The 25,897-nt window shown below is 40.1% G+C and carries 20 protein-coding genes; 10 read left to right on the top strand and 10 right to left on the bottom strand.

The window, feature by feature from the left end; translation table 11 throughout:
* The first annotated feature begins 367 nt into the window (after window positions 1-367).
* The 3 genes from M301_RS12480 (at window position 368) to M301_RS12465 (ending at window position 5,196) form a co-directional block, all read left to right on the top strand.
* Entirely contained in the window at window positions 368-1,075 is a 708-nt protein-coding gene (locus tag M301_RS12480; protein ID WP_013149146.1) for a phosphatase PAP2 family protein, read from the top strand.
* A 778-nt stretch (window positions 1,076-1,853) separates the two neighbouring features.
* On the top strand, window positions 1,854-3,785 hold the full coding sequence (locus tag M301_RS12470; protein ID WP_238524644.1) for a putative bifunctional diguanylate cyclase/phosphodiesterase: 1,932 nt from the start codon (window positions 1,854-1,856) through the stop codon (window positions 3,783-3,785).
* Window positions 3,786-4,212: 427 nt separating this feature from the next.
* Entirely contained in the window at window positions 4,213-5,196 is a 984-nt protein-coding gene (locus tag M301_RS12465; RefSeq protein WP_013149143.1) for a GGDEF domain-containing protein, read from the top strand.
* Between the two features lie 116 nt (window positions 5,197-5,312).
* Here M301_RS12465 and M301_RS12460 read toward each other — a convergent pair whose 3' ends face one another.
* Complete coding sequence (locus M301_RS12460) at window positions 5,313-5,540, bottom strand: hypothetical protein (protein ID WP_013149142.1); 228 nt, start codon at window positions 5,538-5,540, stop codon at window positions 5,313-5,315.
* Window positions 5,541-5,695: 155 nt separating this feature from the next.
* A complete protein-coding gene (locus M301_RS12455) occupies window positions 5,696-6,919 on the bottom strand; it encodes an OmpP1/FadL family transporter (protein WP_013149141.1) in 1,224 nt (407 codons plus the stop codon).
* A 237-nt stretch (window positions 6,920-7,156) separates the two neighbouring features.
* Here M301_RS12455 and M301_RS12450 point away from each other — a divergent pair, with 237 nt between their 5' ends.
* Complete coding sequence (locus tag M301_RS12450; protein WP_013149140.1) at window positions 7,157-8,056, top strand: crotonase/enoyl-CoA hydratase family protein; 900 nt, start codon at window positions 7,157-7,159, stop codon at window positions 8,054-8,056.
* Between the two features lie 6 nt (window positions 8,057-8,062).
* On the opposite strand, the gene M301_RS12445 is transcribed toward M301_RS12450, so the two are convergent.
* From M301_RS12445 to pip, 6 genes are all read right to left on the bottom strand, one after another.
* Window positions 8,063-9,991, bottom strand: coding sequence for an ATP-binding protein (locus M301_RS12445; RefSeq protein WP_238524643.1), 1,929 nt, complete (start codon window positions 9,989-9,991; stop codon window positions 8,063-8,065).
* 296 nt (window positions 9,992-10,287) lie between these two features.
* The gene (locus M301_RS12440; protein WP_013149138.1) at window positions 10,288-10,734 is read right to left on the bottom strand and encodes a response regulator; all 447 of its coding nucleotides are present in this window, start codon (window positions 10,732-10,734) and stop codon (window positions 10,288-10,290) included.
* A 12-nt stretch (window positions 10,735-10,746) separates the two neighbouring features.
* Entirely contained in the window at window positions 10,747-11,823 is a 1,077-nt protein-coding gene (locus tag M301_RS12435) for an HD domain-containing phosphohydrolase (protein ID WP_013149137.1), read from the bottom strand.
* A gap of 306 nt (window positions 11,824-12,129) precedes the next feature.
* Complete coding sequence (locus M301_RS12430; protein WP_013149136.1) at window positions 12,130-13,662, bottom strand: tetratricopeptide repeat protein; 1,533 nt, start codon at window positions 13,660-13,662, stop codon at window positions 12,130-12,132.
* A 55-nt stretch (window positions 13,663-13,717) separates the two neighbouring features.
* On the bottom strand, window positions 13,718-15,025 hold the full coding sequence (locus tag M301_RS12425) for a YhjD/YihY/BrkB family envelope integrity protein (protein WP_013149135.1): 1,308 nt from the start codon (window positions 15,023-15,025) through the stop codon (window positions 13,718-13,720).
* 18 nt (window positions 15,026-15,043) lie between these two features.
* The gene (gene pip / locus M301_RS12420; RefSeq protein ID WP_013149134.1) at window positions 15,044-16,006 is read right to left on the bottom strand and encodes a prolyl aminopeptidase; all 963 of its coding nucleotides are present in this window, start codon (window positions 16,004-16,006) and stop codon (window positions 15,044-15,046) included.
* Window positions 16,007-16,293: 287 nt separating this feature from the next.
* Here pip and M301_RS12415 point away from each other — a divergent pair, with 287 nt between their 5' ends.
* From M301_RS12415 to M301_RS12390, 6 genes are all read left to right on the top strand, one after another.
* The gene (locus M301_RS12415) at window positions 16,294-18,171 is read left to right on the top strand and encodes a PQQ-dependent dehydrogenase, methanol/ethanol family (protein WP_013149133.1); all 1,878 of its coding nucleotides are present in this window, start codon (window positions 16,294-16,296) and stop codon (window positions 18,169-18,171) included.
* 293 nt (window positions 18,172-18,464) lie between these two features.
* Window positions 18,465-19,388: a quinoprotein dehydrogenase-associated putative ABC transporter substrate-binding protein gene (locus M301_RS12410; RefSeq protein WP_013149132.1), complete on the top strand. Its 924-nt coding sequence runs from the start codon at window positions 18,465-18,467 to the stop codon at window positions 19,386-19,388.
* Window positions 19,389-19,520: 132 nt separating this feature from the next.
* Complete coding sequence (locus M301_RS12405) at window positions 19,521-20,081, top strand: c-type cytochrome (protein ID WP_013149131.1); 561 nt, start codon at window positions 19,521-19,523, stop codon at window positions 20,079-20,081.
* Window positions 20,082-20,320: 239 nt separating this feature from the next.
* The gene (locus M301_RS12400) at window positions 20,321-20,887 is read left to right on the top strand and encodes a cytochrome c (protein ID WP_013149130.1); all 567 of its coding nucleotides are present in this window, start codon (window positions 20,321-20,323) and stop codon (window positions 20,885-20,887) included.
* Between the two features lie 220 nt (window positions 20,888-21,107).
* Window positions 21,108-21,644, top strand: a complete 537-nt coding sequence (locus tag M301_RS12395; protein ID WP_013149129.1) for a c-type cytochrome — start codon at window positions 21,108-21,110, stop codon at window positions 21,642-21,644.
* A gap of 91 nt (window positions 21,645-21,735) precedes the next feature.
* Window positions 21,736-23,070, top strand: a complete 1,335-nt coding sequence (locus M301_RS12390) for an NAD(P)/FAD-dependent oxidoreductase (RefSeq protein WP_013149128.1) — start codon at window positions 21,736-21,738, stop codon at window positions 23,068-23,070.
* 86 nt (window positions 23,071-23,156) lie between these two features.
* Here M301_RS12390 and lplT read toward each other — a convergent pair whose 3' ends face one another.
* Together lplT and M301_RS12380 are read right to left on the bottom strand one after the other, a co-directional pair.
* Window positions 23,157-24,329, bottom strand: a complete 1,173-nt coding sequence (gene lplT, locus M301_RS12385; protein ID WP_013149127.1) for a lysophospholipid transporter LplT — start codon at window positions 24,327-24,329, stop codon at window positions 23,157-23,159.
* 114 nt (window positions 24,330-24,443) lie between these two features.
* Window positions 24,444-25,841 carry a PhoH family protein gene (locus tag M301_RS12380; RefSeq protein ID WP_013149126.1) on the bottom strand — a complete coding sequence of 466 codons (1,398 nt, stop codon included), beginning with the start codon at window positions 25,839-25,841 and terminating at the stop codon, window positions 24,444-24,446.
* Between the last annotated feature and the right edge of the window lie 56 nt (window positions 25,842-25,897).

The raw sequence follows: 25,897 nt of genomic DNA, 5'->3' as shown, positions 1-25,897 counted from the left end.
ATGCAGAAAGTTGGTCAAGGCGTACTGAGGATGAAATGCTACAGGTACCCGAACGGCAGAAGGTAAAGGTGTCGCGCATTGCTTTTAGACACTGATTACGAGCAACGCCGCAATGTATGGCTAAGGTCTTACGAAAACATAAACAATTTATTGATAGACTATAAAACGAAAACCACCTAAGACGTGGTTTTTTGCTTTTAGCAAAGTTAACAAATAACATTGCATTTTAAAAGGGGTTGCTAAGTTAGTAAATGGGGTAAAAACTGTATGTATTGTTTTATATCTAAAACAATACAATGGTTAAATTATATGGATGTACACGTTCGCTTAATACTCCTTAGGTAGTTGTTAATAAGAAAAGGGTTATATGAATATTTTTGACAGCACAATTATTCATTTTGTTAATAAGTTCTCTCATCATTCAGTGATGGTTGATGGAACAATTTCATTAATTTGTCATAATCATTTATTAAAAGGTGGTGTTATCTTGGCCATTGTATGGTGGCTGTGGTTTAAAAAGAGTGAGTTTCAACCAAAGCATCATGCGCACATAATTGCAACTTTTATTGGCTGTATTGTTGGAATGGCACTGGCAAGATTTTTAGCCTTAACATTGCCTTTTCGTCTAAGACCTATACATGAAGAAGGTTTAAATTTTACCCTCCCTTACGGATTGTCTCCAGACACGCTAGATGGCTGGAGTTCGTTTCCCAGTGACCATGCTGTTCTATTTTTTGGACTTTCGGCTGGTTTATTTTTTATATCTAGAAAGGCGGGGGCATTTGCAATCATCTACACCACGTTATTTATAGCCTTCCCTCGCATATACTTAGGTTTACATTACCCCACCGATATAATTGCAGGAGCAATTGTAGGAATAACCATTGTTGTACTAAGTAATATTCTTCTGGTTAAGAGTAAAAGTTTAGAGTCAATCACAAATTGCTCACATTCAAATCCTAGTTTTTTTTATTCTTTATTCTTTCTTTTTTCCTTCCAAATTGCCGACATGTTTGATAGTAGCAGGGCATTAATGGGGGCAGGTGTTAAATTATTTAGTAATATACTTGCATAAACCGTCATTAAACCTATAAATAATTATTAGACACGTAAAAGAGTAATATTTGGAATAAGAAAAAGGTATAGCATCAAACTAACTGGGTAGCTTTAGGGGTAACTATTTTAAGTTTAAAAATTAAATTAATTCTATCAATAGGTTAATGTTATGTTTGAATGGCTGGGCGCCAGTAAAGATAAGCCTTATCATTTTGTACTCGCGGCACACTTTTGGGTAGATATAATAAGCTATAGGTACCTTCAAAAAATAAACCCATTATCAGCAAATAATCACACTATTGAACTACAAATTCAGAGAGAGCCTGATCTTGATGCAATCATCAATAATCCTATCTTCTATGATGTGGCCTATAACTTTCACCATGCCAGGCATCACTCAAATCTATAACAAGGTCAAAGTCTGCTTAATGTAGGATCTCTTAGCCGAGCCAGTTTAAGTTAAATTTGAGTAAATCAGCTACCTATTTTAGATTGGCTATTATATATATGCGATCCTCCACCGAAAGGCACGGAACATGCGTGTTGGCAATCATGAGAGGGTGTCCTGCTTTTGTGTAAACGCTGGTCAAGCGGTTGAAGCATTGGCAGGATTAACTTTGCATCTGATTAAACGGGCATTAGTACCTTAAGCGGGTTGACTTAAGATTGTAAACAATTGCTTAGCACCTCTCTCACCTATTTACATTACGAAAATAATGGTTAATCTCTAAAGAATGACTATTACTGACCGTATTATCTAATGAGTATGAATTAAAAGTTATTTGGGGGTAGGTGCCTTGAACAAAACAGCAGAATCAATGTCGCTAGATACTGAAATTGTAGAAATGCTGTATTCAAACAATCAAAGATCGTTGCTGGCAGCAGTGGTGGTCATGATTGCATTGATATTTCTCCAATCTCCGCTGATCAAGTTAAACCTGTTAGTTGCTTGGATTGCTGCATTTTTGCTGGCATATGGTATGCGCGCTTTTATCACGCTCCTATTCTATCGAGATCATAAAAGACATCATCATATCCAAAAGTGGTTAAACCGCTTCAGAGTAAATTCGGGCGCCTGTGGCTGTGTGTGGGGCTTGGCTGGCATTTTGCTATTTCCGGTGAACAATATTCCGAATCAAGCATTTTTGATTTTTGCGCTTGTAGGTGTTGCAGGTGCTGGTATTGTGGTCTACTCCGTTGACAGCTTTAGTTGCAATCTGTTTATCGGCGGCTTACTGGCGTTGATGATTCCCCGGTTTTTAATTTATGGCAGCCAGCTTTCTATTGCACTCGCTATATTATTCATCGTCTATGTGATTTACGTGACGATTGCAGGTAGAGGTCTTGCCACAAGTCTGCGTGAAAATATTACGTTGCGGATTGCTTCTAATCTGGACAATAAAAAAGTACATCAGCTGGCCTATTATGATTTTTTGACGAGCCTACCTAACCGGAGATTGCTGACAGATCGTCTTAATCAAGCCTTTGTCAGGTGTGCCCGTAACCGGATGTATGGGGCAGTGTTGTCTTTGGATTTAAATAACTTTAAAGGGTTGAACGACAGCAAAGGGCACTTGGCAGGAGATGAGTTGTTGCAACAGGTTGCGCGCCGCTTGCAAAATGCCTTACGTAAAAACGATACTATTGCCAGAGCGGGCGGAGATGAATTCATTGCGGTACTGGATGATTTAGGCGAAGGTAAAGAGCAAGCTACTCATGCTGCGCAAGTCGCTGCCGAAAAACTGATGCAGGCATTTGCACAGCCCTTCCAATTACCAAACTTTAAATATAGAACGCAACCCAGCATTGGCATCTGCTTGTTTTACGGCAATGAGTCCAATGAGACAGAAGTGTTGAGATGCGCAGATATTGCCATGTATCAAGCAAAAAAATCCGAAAAACTTAACAGTGTGCAGTTGTATGACAAAGCACTACATCCAGCCATTGAACTGCGTGCTGCTTTGGAAAATGATCTTGCGTTTGCACTACAGGCCAATCAATTTTTACTTTATTACCAATTACAAGTGGATCAAGCTCAGCGCCCGATTGGTGCCGAGGTATTGCTACGCTGGCAGCATCCAACCTTAGGCTTCGTGCCGCCGAGTGAGTTTATTCCAATTGCTGAAGAGTCCGGACTGATAGTCTCGATTGGCGGCTGGGTGTTGAAGCAAGCCTGCTTACAGCTCAAGGCTTGGGAGCATTCGCCTGATACCAATCCATTAACACTCTCAGTTAATGTCAGCGCACTCCAATTCAGCCAGCCTGATTTTGTGGAAACGGTGACCAATATCTTACAGGAGAGCGGATGTAATCCTAGCTATTTAAGACTGGAATTAACCGAAAGTTTGATTGTAAAAAACATTGATGATGTGATTGATAAAATAAAGGTGTTGAAGACGCTAGGCATTACCTTTTCGTTAGATGATTTTGGTATTGGGCAATCATCGCTGTCAGTATTAAAGCGACTGCCGTTGGATGAACTTAAAATTGATAAAAGTTTTATCGACGATATTTTGCACAACAATTGCGACAAGTTTATTGTACAAACCATTATTAATATGGGTAACAATTTGGGTCATCATGTCATTGCAGAGGGAGTTGAGCTTAAGCAGCAAAAGAGCTTGTTACAAAAACTTGGCTGCAACGCCTATCAAGGCTACCTTTTTTGCAAGCCGTTACCGCTACAAGAGTTCTCAGCTAAACTGCAAAATATCTATATCCATATTTAAAAATATTGGCTAGTTTTGTACTGGAGAGTTGATGTGTTTTTAAATTAATACAGGCGTCATTTTGACGCAAGTTCCAAAATAGTTTAATTATAAATAAGTGTTATAAAAATGGAACATTAATGACCTAACTAATAGGTGTAACCGCAATTCTTATTACAGTACTGCATATCGATAAAACAGCGTATACGTAGTGTCGGGGGCTAACATCTCGTTTCCATTAGACTTTTTAGTGATTTGTGTTATTAAGAAATTTCAAAATTTATTTAGCTGAACGAGTTTAATTTTAAATGATTTTAAGCATCAAGATTTAAAAAAGCCGACGTAATATTAAGTGCATACTATTATCGGGACTTAAACTGTGAAGTCCCATTTTAGGTGAAAAATTAATTTACTAATAATAAAAAGACAACTGGGGAAGGAGAGATTTATGGACCATTATCCTTCACAACTATTCATGGATATTGCAAGATGCGATGAGTATTCAAGTGAAGCAAAAATTGAATACTTGACTACGTTACTAAATTCGCTGGACGTGTTGATATATGTATCAGACTTAGAGACATATGAATTATTATTTGTGAATGATTACGGACAAAAGACTTGGGGGAAACCTCAGGTCAAACAGTGTTTTGAGTATTTACAGGCGGGTCAACATCAGCCTTGCAGTTTTTGTACTAACAAACTCCTCCTTGATGCCGAGGGTAAGCCTAAGGGGGTTCATGTCTGGGAATTCCAGAATACGGTCAACCAACGTTGGTACCAGTGCCGAGATCAAGCAATTCATTGGATTGACGGGCGTTACGTCAGACTAGAGATTGCCGTAGATATCACGGTTAATAAAGAGCTCGAGCAGAAACTACGGGACGCTAAACAAAAAGCAGAAACCTTAGCTCGTATCGACCCATTAACCAACGCCTATAATCGCCGAGCCTTTTTCGAGAATGTCCCAAGAGCATTGGAAGGAGCACTTCGTAAAGTCACTCCATTTTGTTTAGTGATGGTAGATATAGATCATTTCAAACAGCTAAACGACGTGTATGGTCACAACAGGGGAGATGAAGCCTTAACCAGTCTCATTGAAATTATGAAAATTAATGCTCGAGCATCGGATCTGCTATATCGATTTGGAGGCGATGAGTTTGTGATGGTGCTATTGGACTGCACGGACGAGCAAGCTGCTGAATTGATTCATCGCATCCGCGTAGGGCTTACAGCCAGCCCAATTAGGAGTGGCTCTACAAATATCTTATTGACCTGTAGTTTCGGAGTTAGTCAGGCAAGACCGGACTCTACAATAGAGAGTCTCATGCATGAGGCTGATGAGGCACTATATGCTGGGAAATCCGAAGGCCGTGATAGAGTAAAGCTTTATCGAAATTTAAAGAACGTGCGGTTAGAAGATACCTTGTAGAACAAACTATTTGCAAAGATATCTTAACTCGCGGCCATTTAGAAGAAACGATAGTTTGTAAGAGTTTACAGTATGAGAAATCTAGATATTCTCGTCACCCGTTCTCTTAAAGCAGCTTAATCAAAATCATCCGTATCGTGGGAAACTAACTTATTCGTTGAGGCTGATTCTTCTGATTCATAACCCGCACCCTCTAGTTTTATTCTATATTCACATGAAGAAAGATGACCTTCCAATCTACCGTTGATAGTTGTGGTTTCTTCCTTACAGTGAACACAGCGATAGCGGTGCATTTGACCTTCTATGTGTTCTTGAGGGTAATCTATGTAGAATAGTTTTTTCATTACTGAATCCTCCAAGCTGAACGATAATCTTTAGTGATTAGTATAACCATTAAACTTTAAAATTGTGTTTTCATTTGCGGTTATTTTTAAACAATAAAGTACACTCTGAAAACAAAAAAGCTCACATTAGTGAGCTTTTTTGTTACTCGTAGATGTTAGAAATTATGTGTATATTGAGCGCTCAGAATATCAACACTACCATCATAAGTGCCAGTTAGTGTGCCATTTCCAGCACCTTCATTTTTATTGATACTAGCATCACTAATAAATAAATGTGCATAGCCAACATCAATGGACGAGCTTGGGGATACTTTCCAATTGGCTCCTAGAGACACCCATTTTCTGTCATTTCCAGGGATACGTGCTGTGCGGAATTGGTCGCTAATTGCTTCTTCATCATATGCTAAGCCTGCACGAAATTTAATGTCATCACTATAGTGATAGTTTGCGCCAATGGAGTAGCGTAATGTGTTGCTCCAATTTTCTGCAGTTACTGCATCAGTTAAAACAGGATTCGCGAAGTCAACTCGTAACTCCTTAAATTGACTCCAGCGAGTCCAAGTTACGTCGCCCATTAAGTCCCAAGTGTCATTTAGCTTACTAAACGCGCTAGCAGAAAATGTTTCTGGTAGTGTAATAGCCGCAGTAACATTAGTATTCAGTGCAGCTATAAGTGGTGATGTAGAGTCACCTTCTAAATGTTGATTCACCTTAGAGCGATAAGCAACACTTAAGCGCGTATCAGCTGTCGCTTGGTAAATAGCACCTATGTTAAAGCCAAAGCCCCAGTCATCCCCCTTAATTTTTACCGTTGTCTCAGCGCTAGGACCTCCAAGATTAAAGGCGCGAGTTAGTTCTGCTTTAGCCCACATAGCAGATATGCCTGCTCCTACTGAAAGCTGGTCATTTAATTTGAAGGCAATAGCAGGATTAATGTTAATGGTTTTTACTTCAGACTTAATGGCTTGAAAACGACCCATCCAAGTAGCGTCATATTCCGTTTTAAGACCAAAAGGTGCGTTAATTCCTAAACCGAATTTAACTGTATTAGTTAAATCTCTTTTATAGTAAAAATTAGGTGCAAATGATAAATCTCCTGCATCACCACCATCACCCCCAGCTTTGCCTGTCCCAGATATAGAGCCATTAAAATCTACGGTAGGCTTAATAAGGTGGATGGCGCCAACTAATTGAGTTCCTTCTATATACGACATGCCTGCTGGATTGAAGAATATCGTGCTGGCATCTTCTGCTATGGCACCACCGCCTGCAAAGGCATTTCCCATGCCGCTGGCACTTTGTTCAATTAGTGCGAAGCCAGCTGCTTGCGCTACGATTGGCGCAGAGAGGATCACAAATGAGAGTAATATTTTTTTCATAATTATATTTTTGTAATGACTGGATTAATAATAATCAAAAAAATAACACAACAAGATACTTTTTGATACAAATTTGTTACAAGGAAGCTAATCAGATCTTGTTGCAATTACCCAACAAATCAAAGCCAAATTTTTTTATTAAATAAAATCATTTACTTGAGACGGTAATTTTTTAAGCCTATAGTTGTAACTGTTAGTTTTTTAATTCACAACCATAGATAATTTAAGGGGTTTAGCATGAACACTATTGTAGATTTTAATAAATTTAGCATTGCAAATTTTCAACAAATCGACACACGTTTTGATAGCGAGTTTGGTGTGATGTGGTCAATCATGAACCCTGTACCACGTCCATGTTTTAACAAAACCTGCTTAAATGATTTATTACAGCATCATACTAACTTGCAAAATACAAATGGAAAGATATTCTCACAAGGTAATTCGCAGCAAGTAAATTACTTAGTTTTGGCATCAAGCGTAGATGGCGTATTTAATCTAGGTGGTGATTTGTCTGTATTCAGGACGCTAATTCAAGCTCAAGATAGAGAGCATTTATTTGAATATGCCAAGCTTTGTGTCGAAAATTTATGGACTTTTTATAACATGCGCGCGCCAATTACTACCGTCGCGTTAGTGCAAGGACAGGCAATGGGTGGCGGTTTTGAGTCAGCATTGTCTGCACACGTTTTGATTGCTGAAAAAAGTGCTGTTATGGGTCTACCAGAAGTGCTCTTTAATTTATTTCCAGGAATGGGTGCGTTAAGCTTTTTATCACGCAAAGTTGGAATGTCTGTAGCTGAAAAGATGGTGCGTTCTGGTAAAATTTATACAGGTGAAGAGCTATATCAAATGGGTGTAGTGGATGTGTTGGCAGAAGATGGACAAGGAGAATATGCGTTAACTAATTGGATTAAAAAGAATCACCGATCACTCAACTCTTTCCAAGCAATCAACCGCGCAAAGCAACGTGTGAATCCGCTTACTGTTGATGAGCTATGTGATATTACCGAAATATGGGTTGATGCGGCACTAAGATTAGATGAGCGTAACTTAAAAGTAATGGATCGTTTAGTTCGCGCTCAAAATTCAAAAGTAAATTCTGATGTTGCAGATATTCACGAGAAGCAATCTGCATAATATGGATTATTTGTTTAAGGCTGCTTCAGGACTTTTGAGGTAGCCTTCTACGGCAACAGTGAGTTGAGAAAAGTCTTTATTCAAAATATCTAACATTTCAATAGCATGAGAGGCATGTGTTGAGGCGCTCAATTTACCGAAAGCTTCAACCGTTGTCGCTAATTGTATGGCGCCTACACTTAAGCTATTACCTTTAAGTGCATGGCAGTAATCTTGCACTGCGCCGTATTGTTTCTGTTTGACTGCCGTTTCAATCTTAGCAATCTGTTTAGTGGAATCTGTTAAATAGTTTCTTAGGAGTCTGTGCATAAACAAATCATCGCCAGCACCAATCTTTTCAAGTTCTTTTAACGTTGTTAAATCAAGTGATGCAGTGTTGGGCTCCAATGTAAGGTTAGTGTTCACAGGGATATTAAGAGCGTTATTCATCCATTGTGTTGCAGTGTTTGGCGCTAAGTTGAGAATACGTTCGATCGTGTTAAACAGTGTGGCGGCATCGATTGGCTTCGTTAAAAAAGCATCGAAACCAGCATCACTGGCCATTTCCCTAGCTGATAAAGTTGCATCTGCGGTAAATAATATAAAACGCGTATCGTGATCGGTTGGTTGAGTAAATCTGTAAAGTTTTAATGCGTCGGCGCCATTCATGCCCGACATATTTAAATCTGTAATGACAAGATCAAACTTATTGCGCTCTAAAGTATCTAGCATTTCATCACTGTTGCTAACAACATCAACTTGGTGGCCTGGTAGTGAGAGAAGACGTGTGATTATTTTTTGATTCGTACTTTCATCTTCACAGACCAAAATCTTCAAAGGTTTAGAAAAGCCATTTATTTGACCTTTGTTAATGGGCTCAATCGCTGCTATTGCTGGTTTCTCAGAGATTGATTCTGTAGGGACGATGCTATCTTGGAGTGAGCTTGTTTGTGGGAGCGTGCCTAGATGCTTAGTTTTTTCTAGTGAAAGCACAAACCAAAAGTGACTACCAATTCCTTCTGTGCTTTGAAAGCAAAGTGCGCCACCCATCTCTTCAATCATATGTTTAGCAATGGTAAGGCCTAATCCGCTACCGCCAAACTTACGTGTTGTGGAGGCATCCGCTTGGGTGAAGCTTTCAAATACCTTATTTTGCTTATCTGCTGGTATACCAATTCCAGTATCAGCAATCTCAAAGCGAACGGTCGATTTTACGTCGTCGTCTTGTAGTACAGTAGCCGATATTGTAACGCTACCATCATGCGTGAATTTAATCGCATTGCCCAGTAAATTGGCTAACACTTGTCTTAATACAAAAGCGTCCCCGTTTAACGTTGTGAGCGAGTCAGAAACACTAGCCCCTAACTGAATGCCTTTTGTTTGAGCGTGTGTTTGAAAGATTTCCATGGTTTCATAGATGGCCTCTTTAGGAGAGAACGCAATTTTTTCAACCGTGAATTTACGTTCTTCAATTTTAGTAAAATCTAGAACATTATTGAGTAATGAAAGCAGTAACTTGGATGAGCCTTCTAATGTTTTTAGTAAATCTTGCTGGTCAGTATTCAGTGGCGTGGTTTTAAGCAACGTACTGATACCAATGATGCCGTTGAGTGGTGTGCGAATTTCATGACTCATATTGGCCACAAATTGAGTTTTAGCTATACTTGCGTCAGCTGCTTTTTGACGTTCTATTTCAACTTTATTCTTTGCTTCGTGAAGACGGGCGATAAGTTTTGCTACATAAAGAGGTAGCACGATAAGCATTGCGATTAGGCTGTAACCAATGGTTTTATGAGTTTCCCAATATGAGCTTAGATTGGTTGCAAGTATAAAACCAATAATACTAAGCATCTGTGCATGATAGAGGTATTTTTTTCCATACCTAAAGCCATTGCCAAAAATCACCCAAAGATACACTGCCACAAGCATGACGCCGATGTCTGCGGTAAGTGACATAAATACTGAGACTGCAACTATATCCAACCAAGCTCCCGCAAGCCTTCGGTAAATTGGATTTAATTTCCTTTTAAGAATGGTTGCAATAAGTAGTAAAGATAGCACTGCATATATAAATAAAATTTTAAAAGCAACTAAGTCTGGGTGACCCAAAGCCTGTGTAAAGTAGCTGTAGGTTACTAGGGCGAAAATTATAATTGCCGCTGGAATTCTAATATTTGCTTGTTCAAGCTCCAATGGGTCGCAATGTGTAGAAGAGCTTTTGTACCAACTTTTGAAAGATGTCAGCATATTTTTTACGTTGTTTCTAACAGAGTACTGTTATAGTGGTCTCTGCTTTTTTCTAGTAGTATTTTAGCAATACTGGCTAGTTCTTGTGTTTGCGCAGGCTTAGTCAGGCAAGCTGCCGCACCAGCGGCGATGAGCTCTTGATGTATGGTTTGATCTTTAATCGCGGTGACGACAATAATAGAATGCCCTAGCACATTACAGGCACTTTTAATTGCCTGTACAAACTGCATGCCATCCATTTGATGCATACGAAAATCAGTAATAATCAAATCCACTTGTTTATTTTGCATCCATTCTAAGGCCTCAACTGGGTCGGTCATTTTTATAATTTTGAGATCCATTTTTAGCGATTTCAAAATTGCTGCGTGAATATCCAATACCGTTGATTGGTCATCAATGAGTAAAGCCGTTTGTCTAAATTTTCTGGCACTTCTGATGCTACTAACGCTCATTTATTTCAAAAACTATGATAATTCTGGAGAGGTTGAGTTCTCAGAATAAATTTTTTCAAAAACAGCTCTTGCTTTAATCATGGCATTTACCAGTTCAGGATCAAAGTGTTTGCCACTTTCATCACATATATATTGATAAGCTTGTTCAAACGCCCATGCTTTTTTATATGGACGGGTGCTGGTTAATGCATCGAACACATCTGCAATCGCTACAATACGTGCAGAAAGTGGAATTTCATCGCCTTTCAGACCGTTAGGGTAGCCTGAGCCATCATAGCGTTCATGGTGTGACAGTGCAATTTCGCCACCTTTTTGTAGGTACTTAGAAGGACTATCTTCCAAAATCTTAAATCCTACATGAGGATGTTTGCGCATGACTTTCAATTCTTCCTCGTCGAAAGGGCCTTTTTTTAGCAGAATAAGATCTGGCGTTCCAATTTTACCAATATCATGCAAAGGTGCAGCAAGTTCAATGATTTCAGCTTCTACTTCATCTAGGCCGATAGCATCCGCTAGTGCTCTGCTATATAAAGACATGCGCTGTAAATGCAACGCGGTATCGTAATCTTTGTGCTCTCCCGCACGCGCGAGTCGCATCAATGTTTCTTTCTCACGTGCCTTAATGTCTGCTGTCGCTTCGGTGACTAAGCTTTCAAGCAGGATACTTCTGTTCTGCAACGTGATGTGCTGAATATGCATTGTCAGTAAATTTTTACTGCGTGCTATACATTCATGCATATCAACTGGTTTGCTAATAAAATCTGTTACGCCAGCATCTAGTGCGGTGTAGCGAGTTTCGGCATCTTTTTTAATTGTGATCATTATCACAGGTACGGCTGCATATTCTGGGCGTTTTTTAAGTAACCGTACAAACTCAATACCATTCATTTCAGGCATTAAGTAATCTACAAATACTAGATCTGCAACATGCTCTTGCGCCCACTCCAATGCTTGTTCGGGGTTACTTTTTTCAGCTACGGTGATATTAGGATTGATACTTTTGACTACTTGCGCAAGTATAGCTCTGCTAGTTGATTGGTCATCAACAATGAGTACAGAGGAATCGTCAAATGATTGTATATTTATCACTAATAGTTATCCTGAAACTAGCTGAAGATTACTTTTACTTACTCTAGAAAAGCAATATTCAAGCCATTCTTATTGGAATGGGCTAAGTTGTAAAATTAAGTAAAGTTAAAACTAAAATAGATCATATAAATCAAAAGAGTAAGTGCTGTTATGGTTTATTTTAGTATTTAATTACTTTAAGCTTTGTGCGATTCTACAATTATATCGTAGACGTCAAGTGTTCAATGTACGACAGAAAAGTAGCTTATATTGACACATTTTGAGTATTTAATTCTGACATATTTCTAAGATACTTATTGTTAATAATTAATAACTAGATTTAATAAAAATATGACCTTCGGGTTTTAAATCAAAAGCAATGCAGATGCGTTCTTCATTAGAGGTGAACGGAATCGTACGATGAAATAATGATGATGGAAATAATACGATATCGCCCACGCTAGGGCTAGCAATGCCTACTGGGAAATTATTGTGCTTTTGTGGGTAATTGTCACCGTGTAAGCCATATTCAAAGCAGCCTTCTGTAAGGTCTTTTTTATCTTTTGGTAACACAAGGTATACCGCACCACTAATCCAGCCAACTTCATGAATGTGTCTTTCTAAATAGCCACCACTTCTAAGCCTCACATACCAGGAGCTGGTAAATTCCAATTCTTTTGGGAAAGATTTAATCAGCTCACAATCTGCGCCGGCAAATTGATTCTTATAATTGAGAAACTCTTGCTTAACTATTTCGCCTAATTTTCTAAATGAGGCTTCAGGTCGCTTGAATAGATTACCTGCAGATTGTTTGCCATTGATAATCATGCCTTGCGCTCGCACTTCTATGGCTGTGTTGTTAATGTCGTTGAGCAAATCTTTTAGAAGCTGGCTATCAGGCTCGGCCAATTCTGCAATGCTTTTTTGGTAAACAAAATCAAAACCGTTTTTGCAGAAATTATATTGATCTTCTGTGCCAAAATTTACCGCATGATGGGTAGATAAGGTTTGTAGAAAAGGCGCCGTGTGCTTTTCATTGCCATTAACAATGTGATCTAGCTTGATTTTAAATGAGTCAAAATGTTCTGCTTTGTAAGTGCAATAAAGAGCACGCTCTTGCCAGTCATCAAGTTTTGAGCGTTCTAAATAATCAACGGCTTCGTCGTACCGACCTGCAAGATATAAAAATTCGCCCATATTGTAGTTTGCGCCAGCATGGTTTTGGTTGAGCGCTAGGGTGTCAAAGTAACACTTAATCGCATCTTCCATATTGCCTTGGTCTCGATAGCATTCGCCTAGGTAATTGTGGGCATCAGCGTAGTTAGGAAACATTTTAATGGCTTGTTTAAAATGAGTGATTGCTTCGTCTAGCTTGCCTTTATCTCTAAGTGCGGTGCCCAGGTTGAAGTGACCTCTTGGGTCTTCGTGAATGCTCAGCGCTTTACGGTAGCTTGTTACGGCTTCTTCAAGCCGCCCTTGTTTTTGCAGCACAGTACCTAGGTTGCCATGCGCCTCAAAAAAGCCAGCTTGTAATGCAATTGCTTTGCGATAGCTTGCTTCAGCCTCTTCATATCGATTGAGGTTGGTTAAGGTAATGCCTAAGTTGAAATGTAAATCTGGCGTATTGGGTTGTATGGTCAGTGCCTTTGAGTAGTTCTCAGCGGCTTCATTAAACTTTGATAAACCATCTTGGGAAATCCCTAATATTTGATAGAGAATAAAAGTATTGGGGTAGCGAGCGACCAATTTCTTAGCGGCCGTTTCTGCTTCTGCAAGCTTGCCAGCATTGAATAAGCTCAATACCGGTTGCATTTCAAGTTGGCTGGGCTGCGGGGCGAATGATGAGGCTGGTTTTGCCATGATATTTAGTAGTGTCGCTTGTTGGATAATTTAGGCTATTTTAGAGCAAAATTAATTAACTTACATCTGTGTTGCTTTGCGCTTGTAATCTGCTAGCCATTTGACGCAAGAATTTCATGGCGACTTTAGGTTCGTCTAAAAGTAGCGTTTCAATATTGTCTGGATAAATGAGAATGACGTCGGCTTGTTTTGAGCTGACTACTGCATCTGCAATGGCTGGCGTATTGGTGAGCATTGCCATTTCACCAAAGTATTCACCAGCCTCTATTGTGCGAAGGAGGTTGTCATTTTTCATTAGTTGCACTTGACCACTCACCAAATAATGCAGATTGCGAGTTAAATCGCCTTGCTTAAAGATGAACTCACCTTGCTGAAAGCTTCTACCATAACGCTGCATTAACTTTTCTAAGTAATTTGTTTGAGACTTGGATTGCGGTGCTTGTTGGTTGTCTGCGAACAAACCCTTTAATATCAGCACGTCTTTTTTACGCAAAGTAGCAATAAGCTCTGTGCCAAGTAAAAATACTGAAAAATTAAAATACAGCCAAGTAATCGAGATGAATAGATTTTTCATGCTGCCAAATACAGAGCCATAAGATTCATTAAGGGATAAGAATAGTGTAAAAGCTGGTCGCATCAGCAACCAAAGCACTGCTGTGAAGAGTGCGCCAATCAAAATATGCTTCAGGTTTAATCGAACGGGAAAAAACACAAAGTAAAAAGCGGCAATCAGCAGTGTGGTTAATACCAGTGAAGTCAGTGCAGCAATCATATCGTATTGAAAGAACTGGTGATTTGCGCCCAAAAAGGTAATCACCTTTTCTAACATGAGGCCGGCAAAGGTAAACAGAAAGAACAGTACCAACATGCCGATAACGGCGATGATGTCTTTTAGCTTGCGATGAATATACGACGGCGCTTCAACTAATGTGGCAATGGTGTAAAAGCTGGTACGCATGGCGCTTGCTAACGGCGTCACTGTCCAAAGCAGTACAAATAGCCCTGCAGCGCCCCAAGCGGCCTTTTGCTGAGCCGTATTGTAGACTTCTACCATAATGGCGCTGCTGAACTTTGGCGCTAAATTTCCTGTGATAATCGCTAGCTTGACCACCGCATAATCTGAAGTGAATACTAAGTGGCTGAGCAAAAAGAATAAAAGTAATACCAGTGGAATCAATGCAAACATCGCATAAAATGATAGCGAGGCCGATAAACCTAGTACGTTATGCCGACGAAAAGCACCAAACATTTCATGTAAGACAAACAGCGGCGTGCTGTAACGCTGCTTGCCATAAGCCTCAAGAGGCTTATTAAGAGCGCTTTGTAGGCTTGATTGTTGTTTGGTGTTGGTTTCTTCTTTCATTGTTACTCAGTATGCAACCTATATATTGAATGATTTGAATTTTTCAGTCGCGGCCACTAAAGCCGAGGTGGTGCCAGTTTCCATTGCTGAGTGTCCCGCATCTTCAACCATATGAAAACTAGCATGCGGCATTGCTTGGCTAAGTTCCCAAGCGGTAATCGGTGGGCACACCATATCATAACGTCCTTGAACGATATCTGTTGGCACATGCCCCAGCTTGGCTTTTGCTTCAGCCAGTAAATCGCGTTGACCAACAAAACAGTTATTCTGTATGTAATGTATTTGTACTCTAGCACGGGCAAGTTCAACTTCTCCGTTGATTTCACTATTTTGTGAAGCGGGTCTAGGCAATAAACTCATGATGCTACTTTCAAATGTATTCCAGCGTATGGCGGCTGGAATGCTAATTTTTGTATCATCTGAGAAAACAAGCTGCTCGTATGCTTCTATAGGGTTGTGCCTTTTATTAGCTGGTAAGTATGCACATAACGATTCCCACGGTTCTGGAAAGAACGCCTGTACTTGTCCTAAAAACCAATCAAGTTCAGATGGGCGACTTAAGAAAATGCCGCGCAGTATTAAGCCCGTTACTCTATTTGTATGCTGCAAGGCGTAAGCCAAAGCTAAGGTGCTTCCCCATGATCCACCAAATACCAACCACTTATCAATGTTAAGCACTGCGCGAATCGCGTCAATATCACTTACTAAGTCATCCGTAGTATTTTGCTTAATCTCACCTTGTGGGCTGCTTCTACCGCAACCACGTTGGTCAATTAAAATAATGCGATAGTGTGCAGGGTCAAAAAAGCGACGTTGCGTAGGGCTGCATCCGCTGCCTGGGCCACCATGTAAAAAAACAACTGGGCTGCCATTTGGATTTCCACAAACTTCATAATAGATTTCGTGAAGATTTCCTGCTTTTAAAGTAAATTTCTCAAAATTATTGACTTCAGGATACAAATTGTAAGTTTTATTTTGCATAACAAAAAAGATGCTTTCTAATTGATTTTAAATGACTTTTAATAAATATTAACATTATCCAGTCTGACTCTAAACACTTATTTTAAAAAATGTAGAACTAATTGTAAGTAAATTGTAACTAATGTATTGCAATTCGTGTGTGACTAGAATATAGTGCTGTACGCACATGAAAATGTGATGACAAATAGTATCAATTAGTTGCTAGAAAATTTGAGATAACATCAAAAACTTCAACAAGTAAAAGAGATTATTTATAAACCCTTAGTAGTTCAACTTTGGAGATTAATATGCAAATCAACAAGATCAAATTAGCATTAGGTTTGGTTGCAGGTCTTTCAGCGGCAATGCCGATGATCGCATCAGCAGCAGCAGACCAAGAAGCAGCAATTGCAAACGCAAACAACTGGGCTGACCCACGCGGTGGCTACATGAACCAAGCGCACAGTGCTTTGGCTCAAGTTAACAAAGGTAACGTAAAAAACCTTAAAGCAGCATGGACATTCGCTACTGGTGTAAACCGTGGTCACGAAGGTTCACCAGTTGTTGTTGGTAACATGATGTATGTACATACAGCATTCCCAAACAACGTATACGCTCTTGACTTAAACGACAATCAAAAAATCGTATGGTCATATTTCCCAAAACAAGATCCATCAGTACAAGCTGTACTATGTTGCGATAACGTTTCACGTGGTTTAGGCTACGGCGACGGTAAAATCTATCTACAACAAAACGATGGTAACTTGGTTGCTTTAGACGCTAAAACTGGTGCTAAAGTATGGTCAGTATTAGTAAACGATCCAAAAGTCGGTGCTACTAACACTAACGCTCCACAAGTTCGTAAAGATAAAGTGCTTACAGGTTGTTCAGGTGCTGAATTCGGTGTACGTTGCTTCTTAGCTGCTTACAACATCAAAGACGGTTCATTAGCATGGAAAGCTTACTCAACAGGCCCAGATGCTGAAGTATTGATCGGTGCAGATTTCAACAAAGAAAACCCACAATACAATGCACTATCAGTTTACCAAGACGTAAACGGTGGTAACAAACAAGGCGGTTCTTTCACAGCATTGCCAAATGACCAAATCAAAATTGGTGAAAAAGAACTTGGTACACGTACATGGTTGAAACCACAAGCAGTTAAAGATGGTTGGCAACATGGTGGTGGCTCTGTATGGGGCTGGTGGCCGTATGATGCACGTACAAACTTGGTTTACTACGGAACAGGTAACCCATCAGTTTGGAATCCAGATGTACGTCCAGGCGATAACAAATGGTCTATGACTGTATTCGCACGTGACTTAGACACTGGCGTTGCAAAATGGGGCATGCAAATGACTCCACACGATGAGTGGGATTATGATGGTATTAACGAAGTAATCTTGTTCGACAAAGGTGGCAAAACATATGCATGGCACCATGACCGTAACGGTTTTGCGTACACATGGAATGCTGCAAACGGTACATTGATTGCTGCTGAAAAAGTACACCCATTCGTTAACTGGGCAACTGGTGTTGATTTGAAAACTGGCGTGCCTAAAAAACTAGCTTCAGCTTCAACTCACCAAGATTACAATGCTAAAGGCGTTTGCCCAGCTGCATTGGGTACTAAAGATCAACAACCAGCTGCGTACTCACCAAAAACTGGTTTGATTTACACTCCATTGAACCACGTATGTATGACATACGAGCCAGTTGAGTCTAAATATGTTGCTGGTCAACCATGGGTTGGTGCTACATTGACTATGTTTGCTGGTCCAGACGGTGTTATGGGTGGCTTCGGCGCTTATGATCCAATGACCAACAAAAAAGTTTGGTACAACAAAGAGAAATTCTCTGCTTGGGGTGGTGCTTTAACTACTGCTTCAAACTTGGTATTCTACGGAACTCTTGATCGTTGGTTCAAGGCTGTTGATGCTCAATCAGGTAAAGAACTTTGGAAATTCCAAGTTGGTTCTGGCGTGATTGGTAATGCATTCACATACGGCTTAAAAGGTAAACAATACGTTGGTACACTATCAGGTATCGGTGGCTGGGCTGGCGTTGCGATGAACCTTGGTATGACTAACCCAACAGACGCTTTAGGCGCTGCAGGTGGTTATGCTGAATTAACAAAATACAACGCGGCTCCTGGCGGCGGTGCATTAACAGTATTCAGCCTATAATTTAGTCGTAAGATTAAATTGTAACTAAATACAAGTTAGTTCAAACGTAGTAATAAAAACACCCCGACTTGTCGGGGTGTTTTTTTATATCTAACACAAATAATCTGAATCAATATCCATATGTTTTATTAATATAAAACTGCTTATAAAGCAGCAAATTAGTTACAATGTTGAGTTGTTTAAAATGCTATATCTGTAAGGTCTAAAAGATAAGAACTTTTTTATCAGCCAAGCACTCTATACAATAAGGCGGTTATTAATAAACTGCATATTTGAAAATTAAGGAATAAATAATGTTGAAGCATGTTAAGAAGCAATTGGGCTTGACGTTACTGTTAGCCATTACAGCAAACATCAGTTATGCAGCAGATCCTGATATCCCTACACTTAGTCCTGATGAAGGACGTATCGGCGAAGTTAGACGTGTTGTAGATGAGTCCGAATTTAAAGTATGCGCGGATCCAGAAAATATGCCATATTCTGATGTCAAAAAACAAGGATTTGAAGACAAAATCGCTGAATTGTTAGCTAATGATCTAGGTAAAAAACTAACTTACACATATGCATATAGTCGCCAAGGCTTCTTCAGAAATACCTTAGGTGCTAACCGTTGCGATGTAGTGATTGGGACAATTTCAGATGATGGCATGATGAGAACATCGAAGCCATACTATCGCACAGGTCACGTATTTGTTTGGCGTAAGGATAGTAACTACAACATTACTGATTGGACATCACCAGATCTACATAAAGGCTTTATTGGTGTGATCGATCACAGCCCTGCAACTATTCCAATGGATGCAAATGGTTTGATAGGCAATGCTCGTCCATATCGTATGCAACGTGATTTAAATTTACCTGCAAGTTTTATGATTGATGATTTGGCTAAAGGCGATATTGATATTGCGATTGCTTGGGGTCCTATTGGTGGCTATTATGCTAAACAATCAAAAGTGCCTATGATGGTTGCGCCGATTCCTGAATATGAAACACAAAATGCTAAAGGTAAAGAGTACTGGAATATTTCAGTTGGGGTTCGTAAAAAAGATAAAGATCGCATGGAGATGATTCAAGGTGCCTTAGATAGAAACCAAGATAAAATCATAAAGATTTTAGATGAATATGGCATTCCACATGTGCCAGTAGTTGAAGGCGATAGCTTGATGAATTCGTATAAAAAGTATGGAGCCAACTCTAAAAAAGTAGAAGGCAATTAATTAAGAATTGAAATAGGGTTAGCAATTGCTTGGTTGAGTTATCAACCAAGCAATTTTTATATGTTAGATGTAGAAGTGTAATCATGTGCTTATGGGCACTAGTCGCGATTTTTATTCAATCTGGGAGATAGCATGTTAGGTTTTAAATCAATTAAAGCTGCTTTATTAATTTCAATGCTTGGCTTTGTCGGCTTGACAGCTACGACACAAGCGAGTGCCGCTTGTAATTTAGTATCAACAAAAGATAGCACGCCGCTTGCAGTTAAAGCGGTAGATACAGACACGCCAGAAGCGAAGTCATTTTTAGAAACTTGTATTAACCCTTACACAAAAGCTTATGCAGCAAATCCAGAATTAATTAAAGCTGGTGGAAAAAAACTGTTTGGGTATAACGGTTGCTCTGGTTGCCACGGTGGTAAATTAGAAGGTGTTATGGCTCCAGCATTAAATAAACAAGGTGGGCAAGGTGCATATGACACAAAATGGGTTTATGCAAAAAACTCTACAGATAAAGGTATGTTTGAAACAATCTCAGGTGGTACTCCAGGTATCTCAGGCGGTTTGATGCCAGTTTGGCATGTGCATCAGCCAGATCATGTCGGTGATGGCTTATCAACAGATGAGATTCTAAAAATCATTGCTTATATCCGCACGGAATACAAAGGCGATGGTGATAAAGATTGGTTGAAATAACTTTTAACCACGCTGTTTAATACACAAAAAGTTGACTAAGCTGTAATTAATTCAGCGGCTATTGTATAATCCGCAACAGCCGTTTTTATGCGACTAAGCAATGGCAACAACAATTACTAACGTAGTATTTGAAATTGAAGTGTCAACCAATTAAATAATAGGTACGTTAGATGAAAACACGTTCAGTAATGCGTTTGCAAAAATGATCGTAGCAAAATTCATTACAATAAGGAGATGATATGTTAGGTTTTAAATCAGTTAAAGCTGCGTTATTAATTTCAATGCTTGGTTTTGTAGGTTTAACTGCAACAACACAGGCAAGCGCTGCTTGTAATTTAGTTTCAACAAAAGACAGTAGCCCATTAACAGTTAAAGCAATAGATACAGATACACCAGAAGCTAAAGAATTTTTGGCAACTTGTAAAAACCCATACACAGCAAAATATGCTGCTGATCCTGCCGCTGCACTTGCTAAAGATGGTGGTAGGCATGTGATGACATACAACGGTTGTACTGGCTGTCATGGTGGTAATTTAGGTGGTTTGATGGCGCCTTCATTAGTTAAAAATGGTGGTACTGGTGCATTTGACACTAAATGGGTTTATGCTAAAGACTCAACTGACAAAGGTATGTTTGAAACTATATCTGCAGGTACGCCAGGTGTTTCAGGTGGTTTGATGCCTATTTGGCATGCTCAACAAGCAGAGCATGTTGGTGACGGTCTTAGTACAGATGACATATTAAAAGCAATTGGTTATATTCGTACTGTCTACAAAGGCGATGGCGAAAAAGATTGGATGAAATAAGTCAATAGAATTAAAGAGTTAGTAATCTAACGGGTTATAAAAACGTAGTGCTGTAATAACTTAAACGGCTGCTGTATAATTACAGCAGCCGTTTTTTATGCTTCAGACTAGACTAGTCATAGGTGATAAAGCCATGGTGGAGATGATCGTTTAAAATTAAAACTTGTTAGTATGAGGGCTTAGATGTCAGAGCTCATAATTTAGAATCGGGAGATTAGAAATGGGTAAAAGTAAGTTTAGTTTAGTGTTGATTTTAATGTTAATGGCATTAAGTGCTTGTGACAAAAAAGCTGCAACTAGCGGTGGAACAGCTGCTTCAGCCGATGCAGGTGGTCCTGCGATTAGTTTTGTTGATACACAAGAGGGTAAACCTTTAGTCATTGATGCAAAATTGTTTGATACTCCAGCAGCAAAAGAATTTTTAGCGACAGGTAAAAACCCGTACATTGGTAATGCTGATGCAATTGCTAAAGGTAAAAAAGTTTTTGGTCTTTATTCATGCACACAATGCCATGGTCCAGAAGCCAAAGGTCAAGTGGGTCCTGGTTTAGTAGGCCCTACTTTCCGTTACCCTAAAGATGCAACGAATAAGGGCATGTTTGAAACAATCTGGCACGGTACAAATGGTGGTATGGGAGCAAAAGGTCTTGGTTTGATGGACCCTACTGATCCTAAAAATGGTATTACACCAGATGAAATATTGAAAGTTCAATCTTGGATTCGTAGTATGGGTACTGGTTTGACAGGTAACGAGTAATTACTTGAGTGGTTTAATGACGCGCTTGCTGTTGTTCAGCAGGCGCGTTTTTATTTGAAGCTTTGATATTTAAGTGTTGATTGGAATGACTATGGATAATAAAAATCAAAATAGTTTGCATCATGTTGTCATTGTTGGCGGTGGTGCGGGTGGTCTAGAATTAGCAACTAAACTTGGCGATTCTCTTGGCCGTAAAGGTAAGGCCATGATTACGCTGATCGATAAGACAAAAACCCATGTTTGGAAGCCGTTACTGCATGAAATTGCAGCTGGCAGTATGGATCCTGATAAGCATGAGTTAAATTATCTTGCCCAAGCGCATTGGCATCATTTCAAGTTCCGCTTAGGTAGCATGGATAATCTCGATAGAGCTAAGCGTGAAATATCAATTTCACCTTATTTTGATGAAGATGGTGAAGAGGTTATCCCACGTCGTACCGTGCAGTATGATACTTTGATTATTGCAATTGGCAGCACGACAAATGATTTCGGCGTTAAAGGTGCTAGTGAATATTCAATAGCCTTGGATACTCAAGACCAAGCGGAGAAGTTTCATAGACGCTTACACAACGCCCTTGTACGCGCGCAAACACAGCAAGCGCCAGTACATGCAGGTCAGTTAGAAGTCGTGATAGTTGGGGCGGGTGCTACAGGTGTAGAGTTGTCAGCTGAGTTGCATAATACGACGCGTGAACTAGCAGCCTATGGACTAGACAAGATTGATCCAGATCGCGATATTCAAATTTCATTGATTGAGGCTAATTCGCGTGTATTGCCTGCGCTTCCACCTAAGCTATCTAACTCTGTGGAGCTGGAGCTTAGCAAGCTGCGTGTTCATCTTTACAAAGGGGAGCGCGTTACTGAAGTGACAGATAAAGGCGTTCACACCCATAGCGGGCGCTTTATCCCGTCTGTGTTAGTTGTCTGGGCAGCGGGTATTAAAGCGCCAGACTTTTTACATGAAATAGATGGATTAGAAACTAATCGTATCAACCAACTTGTAGTGAATCGGACATTGCAAACGACTTTAGATGAGAATATTTTTGCATTTGGTGATTGCGCTGCCTGCCCTTGGGTTGGTCAAGCAGGTGAGAGCGTGCCTCCACGCGCACAAGCGGCTCACCAGCAAGCATCAATGTTGATTAAATCAGTGAAGTGTCGTGTGGCAGGTAAAGCTGAGCTACCGGAATTTACCTATCGAGATTACGGTTCTTTAGTCAATCTAGGCAGCTATACTACAGTTGGCAATTTGATGGGTTCACTCTCAGGCAGCAGTTTATTTATTGAAGGCTTATTCGCTAGATTGATGTATCAGTCACTCTATAAAATGCATTTGATGGCTTTGCATGGCTTTTGGAGCATGGCGTTGCAAACGCTTGCCCGTACTATAACTAGACGATCTGAATCGCAAGTGAAGCTTCACTAAGTATTTCTCACTAAAATACCAGTCAATAAAAAAGGTCGCTATGGCGACCTTTTTTATTGATTAACGATTTGTTTGGAATGGATAAGTTAGCAATTTGTTTTGGTATGCTTTAAGTACAGCTTATATATAACAGCCATACTAATGCTCACAAATGCACCAAATATGATGATAATGATGTCGATAGATAAATTTTCATGCACCATCAAAGTGTAGATGCCTAGCAGTACGAGAATGCCGATATTTTCATTGAAGTTTTGCACGGCAATGGAATGTCCTGCACCAAGTAAAGTATGCCCTCTATGCTGCAGTAGAGAGTTTAGCGGCACTAAGAAATAACCCGCTAGCACGCCAATACAAAACAACACAACGGCGGCAACCTCGGGTGATTCAACCAGTATCATGCCCATGACTAAAATGCCCATGAGGATGCCTGCTGGTAAAACTTTGACTGCATTTTCTAACTTAACAAACATGGATGCCCCAACAGAGCCAATAGCAATACCAACCGCTAGTATAGCGATGAGCTTAGTTGCAGATTGCTCATCTAATCCAAGTTTTAGCCCTGCCCAGCGCAGTACCACAAATTGCAGTGTTGCACCTGCACCCCAAAATAAAGTAGTCACAGCGAGTGATACTTGGCCTTGTGGGTCACGCCACAGGGTTGTAAAGGCATGCCAAAAGTCTTTTAGAAGGGAAATTAGGTCACGTTTTGGCATTTTATGATCGATAGGCACCTTCGGAATGTAATAGTTGAAGCCTGCTGCCAGTAAGTAAATTAAGGTGATGATGGCGATACCGAAATACGGATCGTGAGCTGAAATGCTGGAGCCAAATACTGGCCCTAAGATGATCGCCGTGACTGTGGTGCCTTCCATCCAAGCGTTTGCTTTAATCAGCTGAAAGTGAGGCAACATTTCTGTCAATATGCCGTATTTAGCAGGTGAATAAGCCGCAGCACCAATGCCCACAATGGCGTACACATATAAGGGTGGCAGGCCGAATAACGCCAGCGAGCAACCTAAGAATTTTATACCATTACTTAAAAACATAACCTTGCCCTTGGGTAGGGCATCAGCGAATGGGCCTACAAATGGTGCTAATACTATGTAGGCAATCACAAAGAACTCGCGCAATAAAGGTTCGTGCCATTCGGGCGCATTGAGCTTAGAAAGTAAAGCGATAGAGGCGAACAGCAATGCGTTATCTGCAACGGCAGATAAGAATTGAGCAATTAATAAGGTATAAAAACCTTTGGTCATTTTATTTCTAAATCAATACTGACTTTTACGACTCTACCTTGCTGTGCTTTACACGGAGTTATTACGGCACAATCATGGGAGAGTCTTCGAGTCATTAGTGATTTATCAATAGAACTATAAAACTTCGGATGCAAAGTCGGCTAGACGAGAGCGTTCACCACGCTGCAGCGTAATATGGCCGTTGTGGCTCCAGCCCTTAAATCTATCGACCACATAGGTCAGACCTGAACTGCCTTCTGTTAAGTATGGCGTATCGATTTGTGCGATGTTGCCTAGGCAAACCACTTTAGTGCCTGGCCCTGCACGCGTAATGAGTGTTTTCATTTGTTTAGGCGTTAAGTTTTGCGCTTCATCGATGATTAAGAATTTATTCAAAAACGTGCGTCCACGCATAAAATTGAGTGATTTCACCTTGATGCGGCTGCGAATTAAATCTTGCGTGGCTGCACGTCCCCATTCACCAGCATCTTCATCACTTTTATTGAGCACCTCTAAATTGTCATCTAGTGCGCCCATCCAAGGGCCCATTTTTTCTTCTTCAGTCCCTGGTAGAAAGCCAATATCTTCGCCTACTGAAACAGTGACACGCGTCATAATGATTTCAGAGTAGATCTTTTTATCAAGTACTTGCGTGAGTGCGGAGGCCAATGTGAGCAATGTTTTGCCCGTACCAGCCTGACCTAATAAGCTGACGAAATCTACTTCAGGGTCCATCAATAAATTAAGTGCAAAATTTTGTTCACGGTTGCGTGCATTAATGCCCCAAACATTGTGCTTGGGCTGCATATGGTCTTTAACAACTTCTAATACTGAGCTGTTGCCATCTACACTACGCACTAAGGCGTGGAATGGTTTTTCATACTCATAATAGACAAATTCATTCACTAGAAACGTTTTACATAATGGCCCATTAATGCGGTAGAACATGCGGCCGGCTTCTTGCCATGATTCCATTTCTTTACTGTGATTTTCCCAGAAATCAGCAGGAAGCTCTTTCATGCCGCTGTATAAAAGGTCGCTATCTTCAAGGACTTTGTCATTAAAGTAATCTTCCGCAGGCATACCCATTGCACGGGCTTTAATACGGATGTTGATGTCTTTACTGACTAGAATAACTTGACGGTCTGGCTGGCTTTTTTGCAATTCAAGTACGACGGCTAGAATTTGATTATCTGCTTTTAGACCAGCAAGTCCGGGTAGCTCAGTGGTGACTTGCAGCGTTTGTACAAATAAACGTCCAGTGAGATGACGATTACCGTTCACATTGAGTGGGCAGCCAAGTTCAAGATTGGTTAAGTCTGTGCCTACAATTTCTTCTAAATTACGGCTTGCTTGGCGAGCGTTACGAGCAACTTCTGTGAGCCCTTTTTTATTGTTATCGAGTTCTTCCAGCGTCACCATAGGCAGAAAAATGTCATGTTCTTCAAAGCGAAACAAGCTAGAAGGATCATGTATCAATACATTGGTATCAAGTACAAAAAGCTTGGTAGCATTTAGCGATTTTTTTGCCATTACATTCTTTCTAATTGTGAGTGATAAAGAAATTTATAAGATTGAATCAAGTAAGT

It is taken from the genome of Methylotenera versatilis 301 (genome assembly GCF_000093025.1).
Classification (GTDB): Bacteria; Pseudomonadota; Gammaproteobacteria; order Burkholderiales; family Methylophilaceae; genus Methylotenera; species Methylotenera versatilis.
Note: the sequence above shows the minus strand (reverse complement) of the source record. Positions and strands in the feature narration are given on the sequence as shown.

Coding starts and splice junctions, on each gene's coding strand:
- M301_RS12410 (WP_013149132.1), top strand. CDS start 18,465: ATGTTGAAGCATGTTAAGAAGCAATTGGGCTTGACGTTACTGTTAGCC.
- M301_RS12465 (WP_013149143.1), top strand. CDS start 4,213: ATGGACCATTATCCTTCACAACTATTCATGGATATTGCAAGATGCGAT.
- M301_RS12395 (WP_013149129.1), top strand. CDS start 21,108: ATGGGTAAAAGTAAGTTTAGTTTAGTGTTGATTTTAATGTTAATGGCA.
- M301_RS12380 (WP_013149126.1), bottom strand. CDS start 25,841: ATGGCAAAAAAATCGCTAAATGCTACCAAGCTTTTTGTACTTGATACC.
- M301_RS12425 (WP_013149135.1), bottom strand. CDS start 15,025: ATGAAAGAAGAAACCAACACCAAACAACAATCAAGCCTACAAAGCGCT.
- pip (WP_013149134.1), bottom strand. CDS start 16,006: ATGCAAAATAAAACTTACAATTTGTATCCTGAAGTCAATAATTTTGAG.
- M301_RS12460 (WP_013149142.1), bottom strand. CDS start 5,540: ATGAAAAAACTATTCTACATAGATTACCCTCAAGAACACATAGAAGGT.
- M301_RS12480 (WP_013149146.1), top strand. CDS start 368: ATGAATATTTTTGACAGCACAATTATTCATTTTGTTAATAAGTTCTCT.
- lplT (WP_013149127.1), bottom strand. CDS start 24,329: ATGACCAAAGGTTTTTATACCTTATTAATTGCTCAATTCTTATCTGCC.
- M301_RS12430 (WP_013149136.1), bottom strand. CDS start 13,662: ATGGCAAAACCAGCCTCATCATTCGCCCCGCAGCCCAGCCAACTTGAA.
- M301_RS12455 (WP_013149141.1), bottom strand. CDS start 6,919: ATGAAAAAAATATTACTCTCATTTGTGATCCTCTCTGCGCCAATCGTA.
- M301_RS12415 (WP_013149133.1), top strand. CDS start 16,294: ATGCAAATCAACAAGATCAAATTAGCATTAGGTTTGGTTGCAGGTCTT.
- M301_RS12440 (WP_013149138.1), bottom strand. CDS start 10,734: ATGAGCGTTAGTAGCATCAGAAGTGCCAGAAAATTTAGACAAACGGCT.
- M301_RS12400 (WP_013149130.1), top strand. CDS start 20,321: ATGTTAGGTTTTAAATCAGTTAAAGCTGCGTTATTAATTTCAATGCTT.
- M301_RS12445 (WP_238524643.1), bottom strand. CDS start 9,991: ATGTCACTTACCGCAGACATCGGCGTCATGCTTGTGGCAGTGTATCTT.
- M301_RS12390 (WP_013149128.1), top strand. CDS start 21,736: ATGGATAATAAAAATCAAAATAGTTTGCATCATGTTGTCATTGTTGGC.
- M301_RS12450 (WP_013149140.1), top strand. CDS start 7,157: ATGAACACTATTGTAGATTTTAATAAATTTAGCATTGCAAATTTTCAA.
- M301_RS12405 (WP_013149131.1), top strand. CDS start 19,521: ATGTTAGGTTTTAAATCAATTAAAGCTGCTTTATTAATTTCAATGCTT.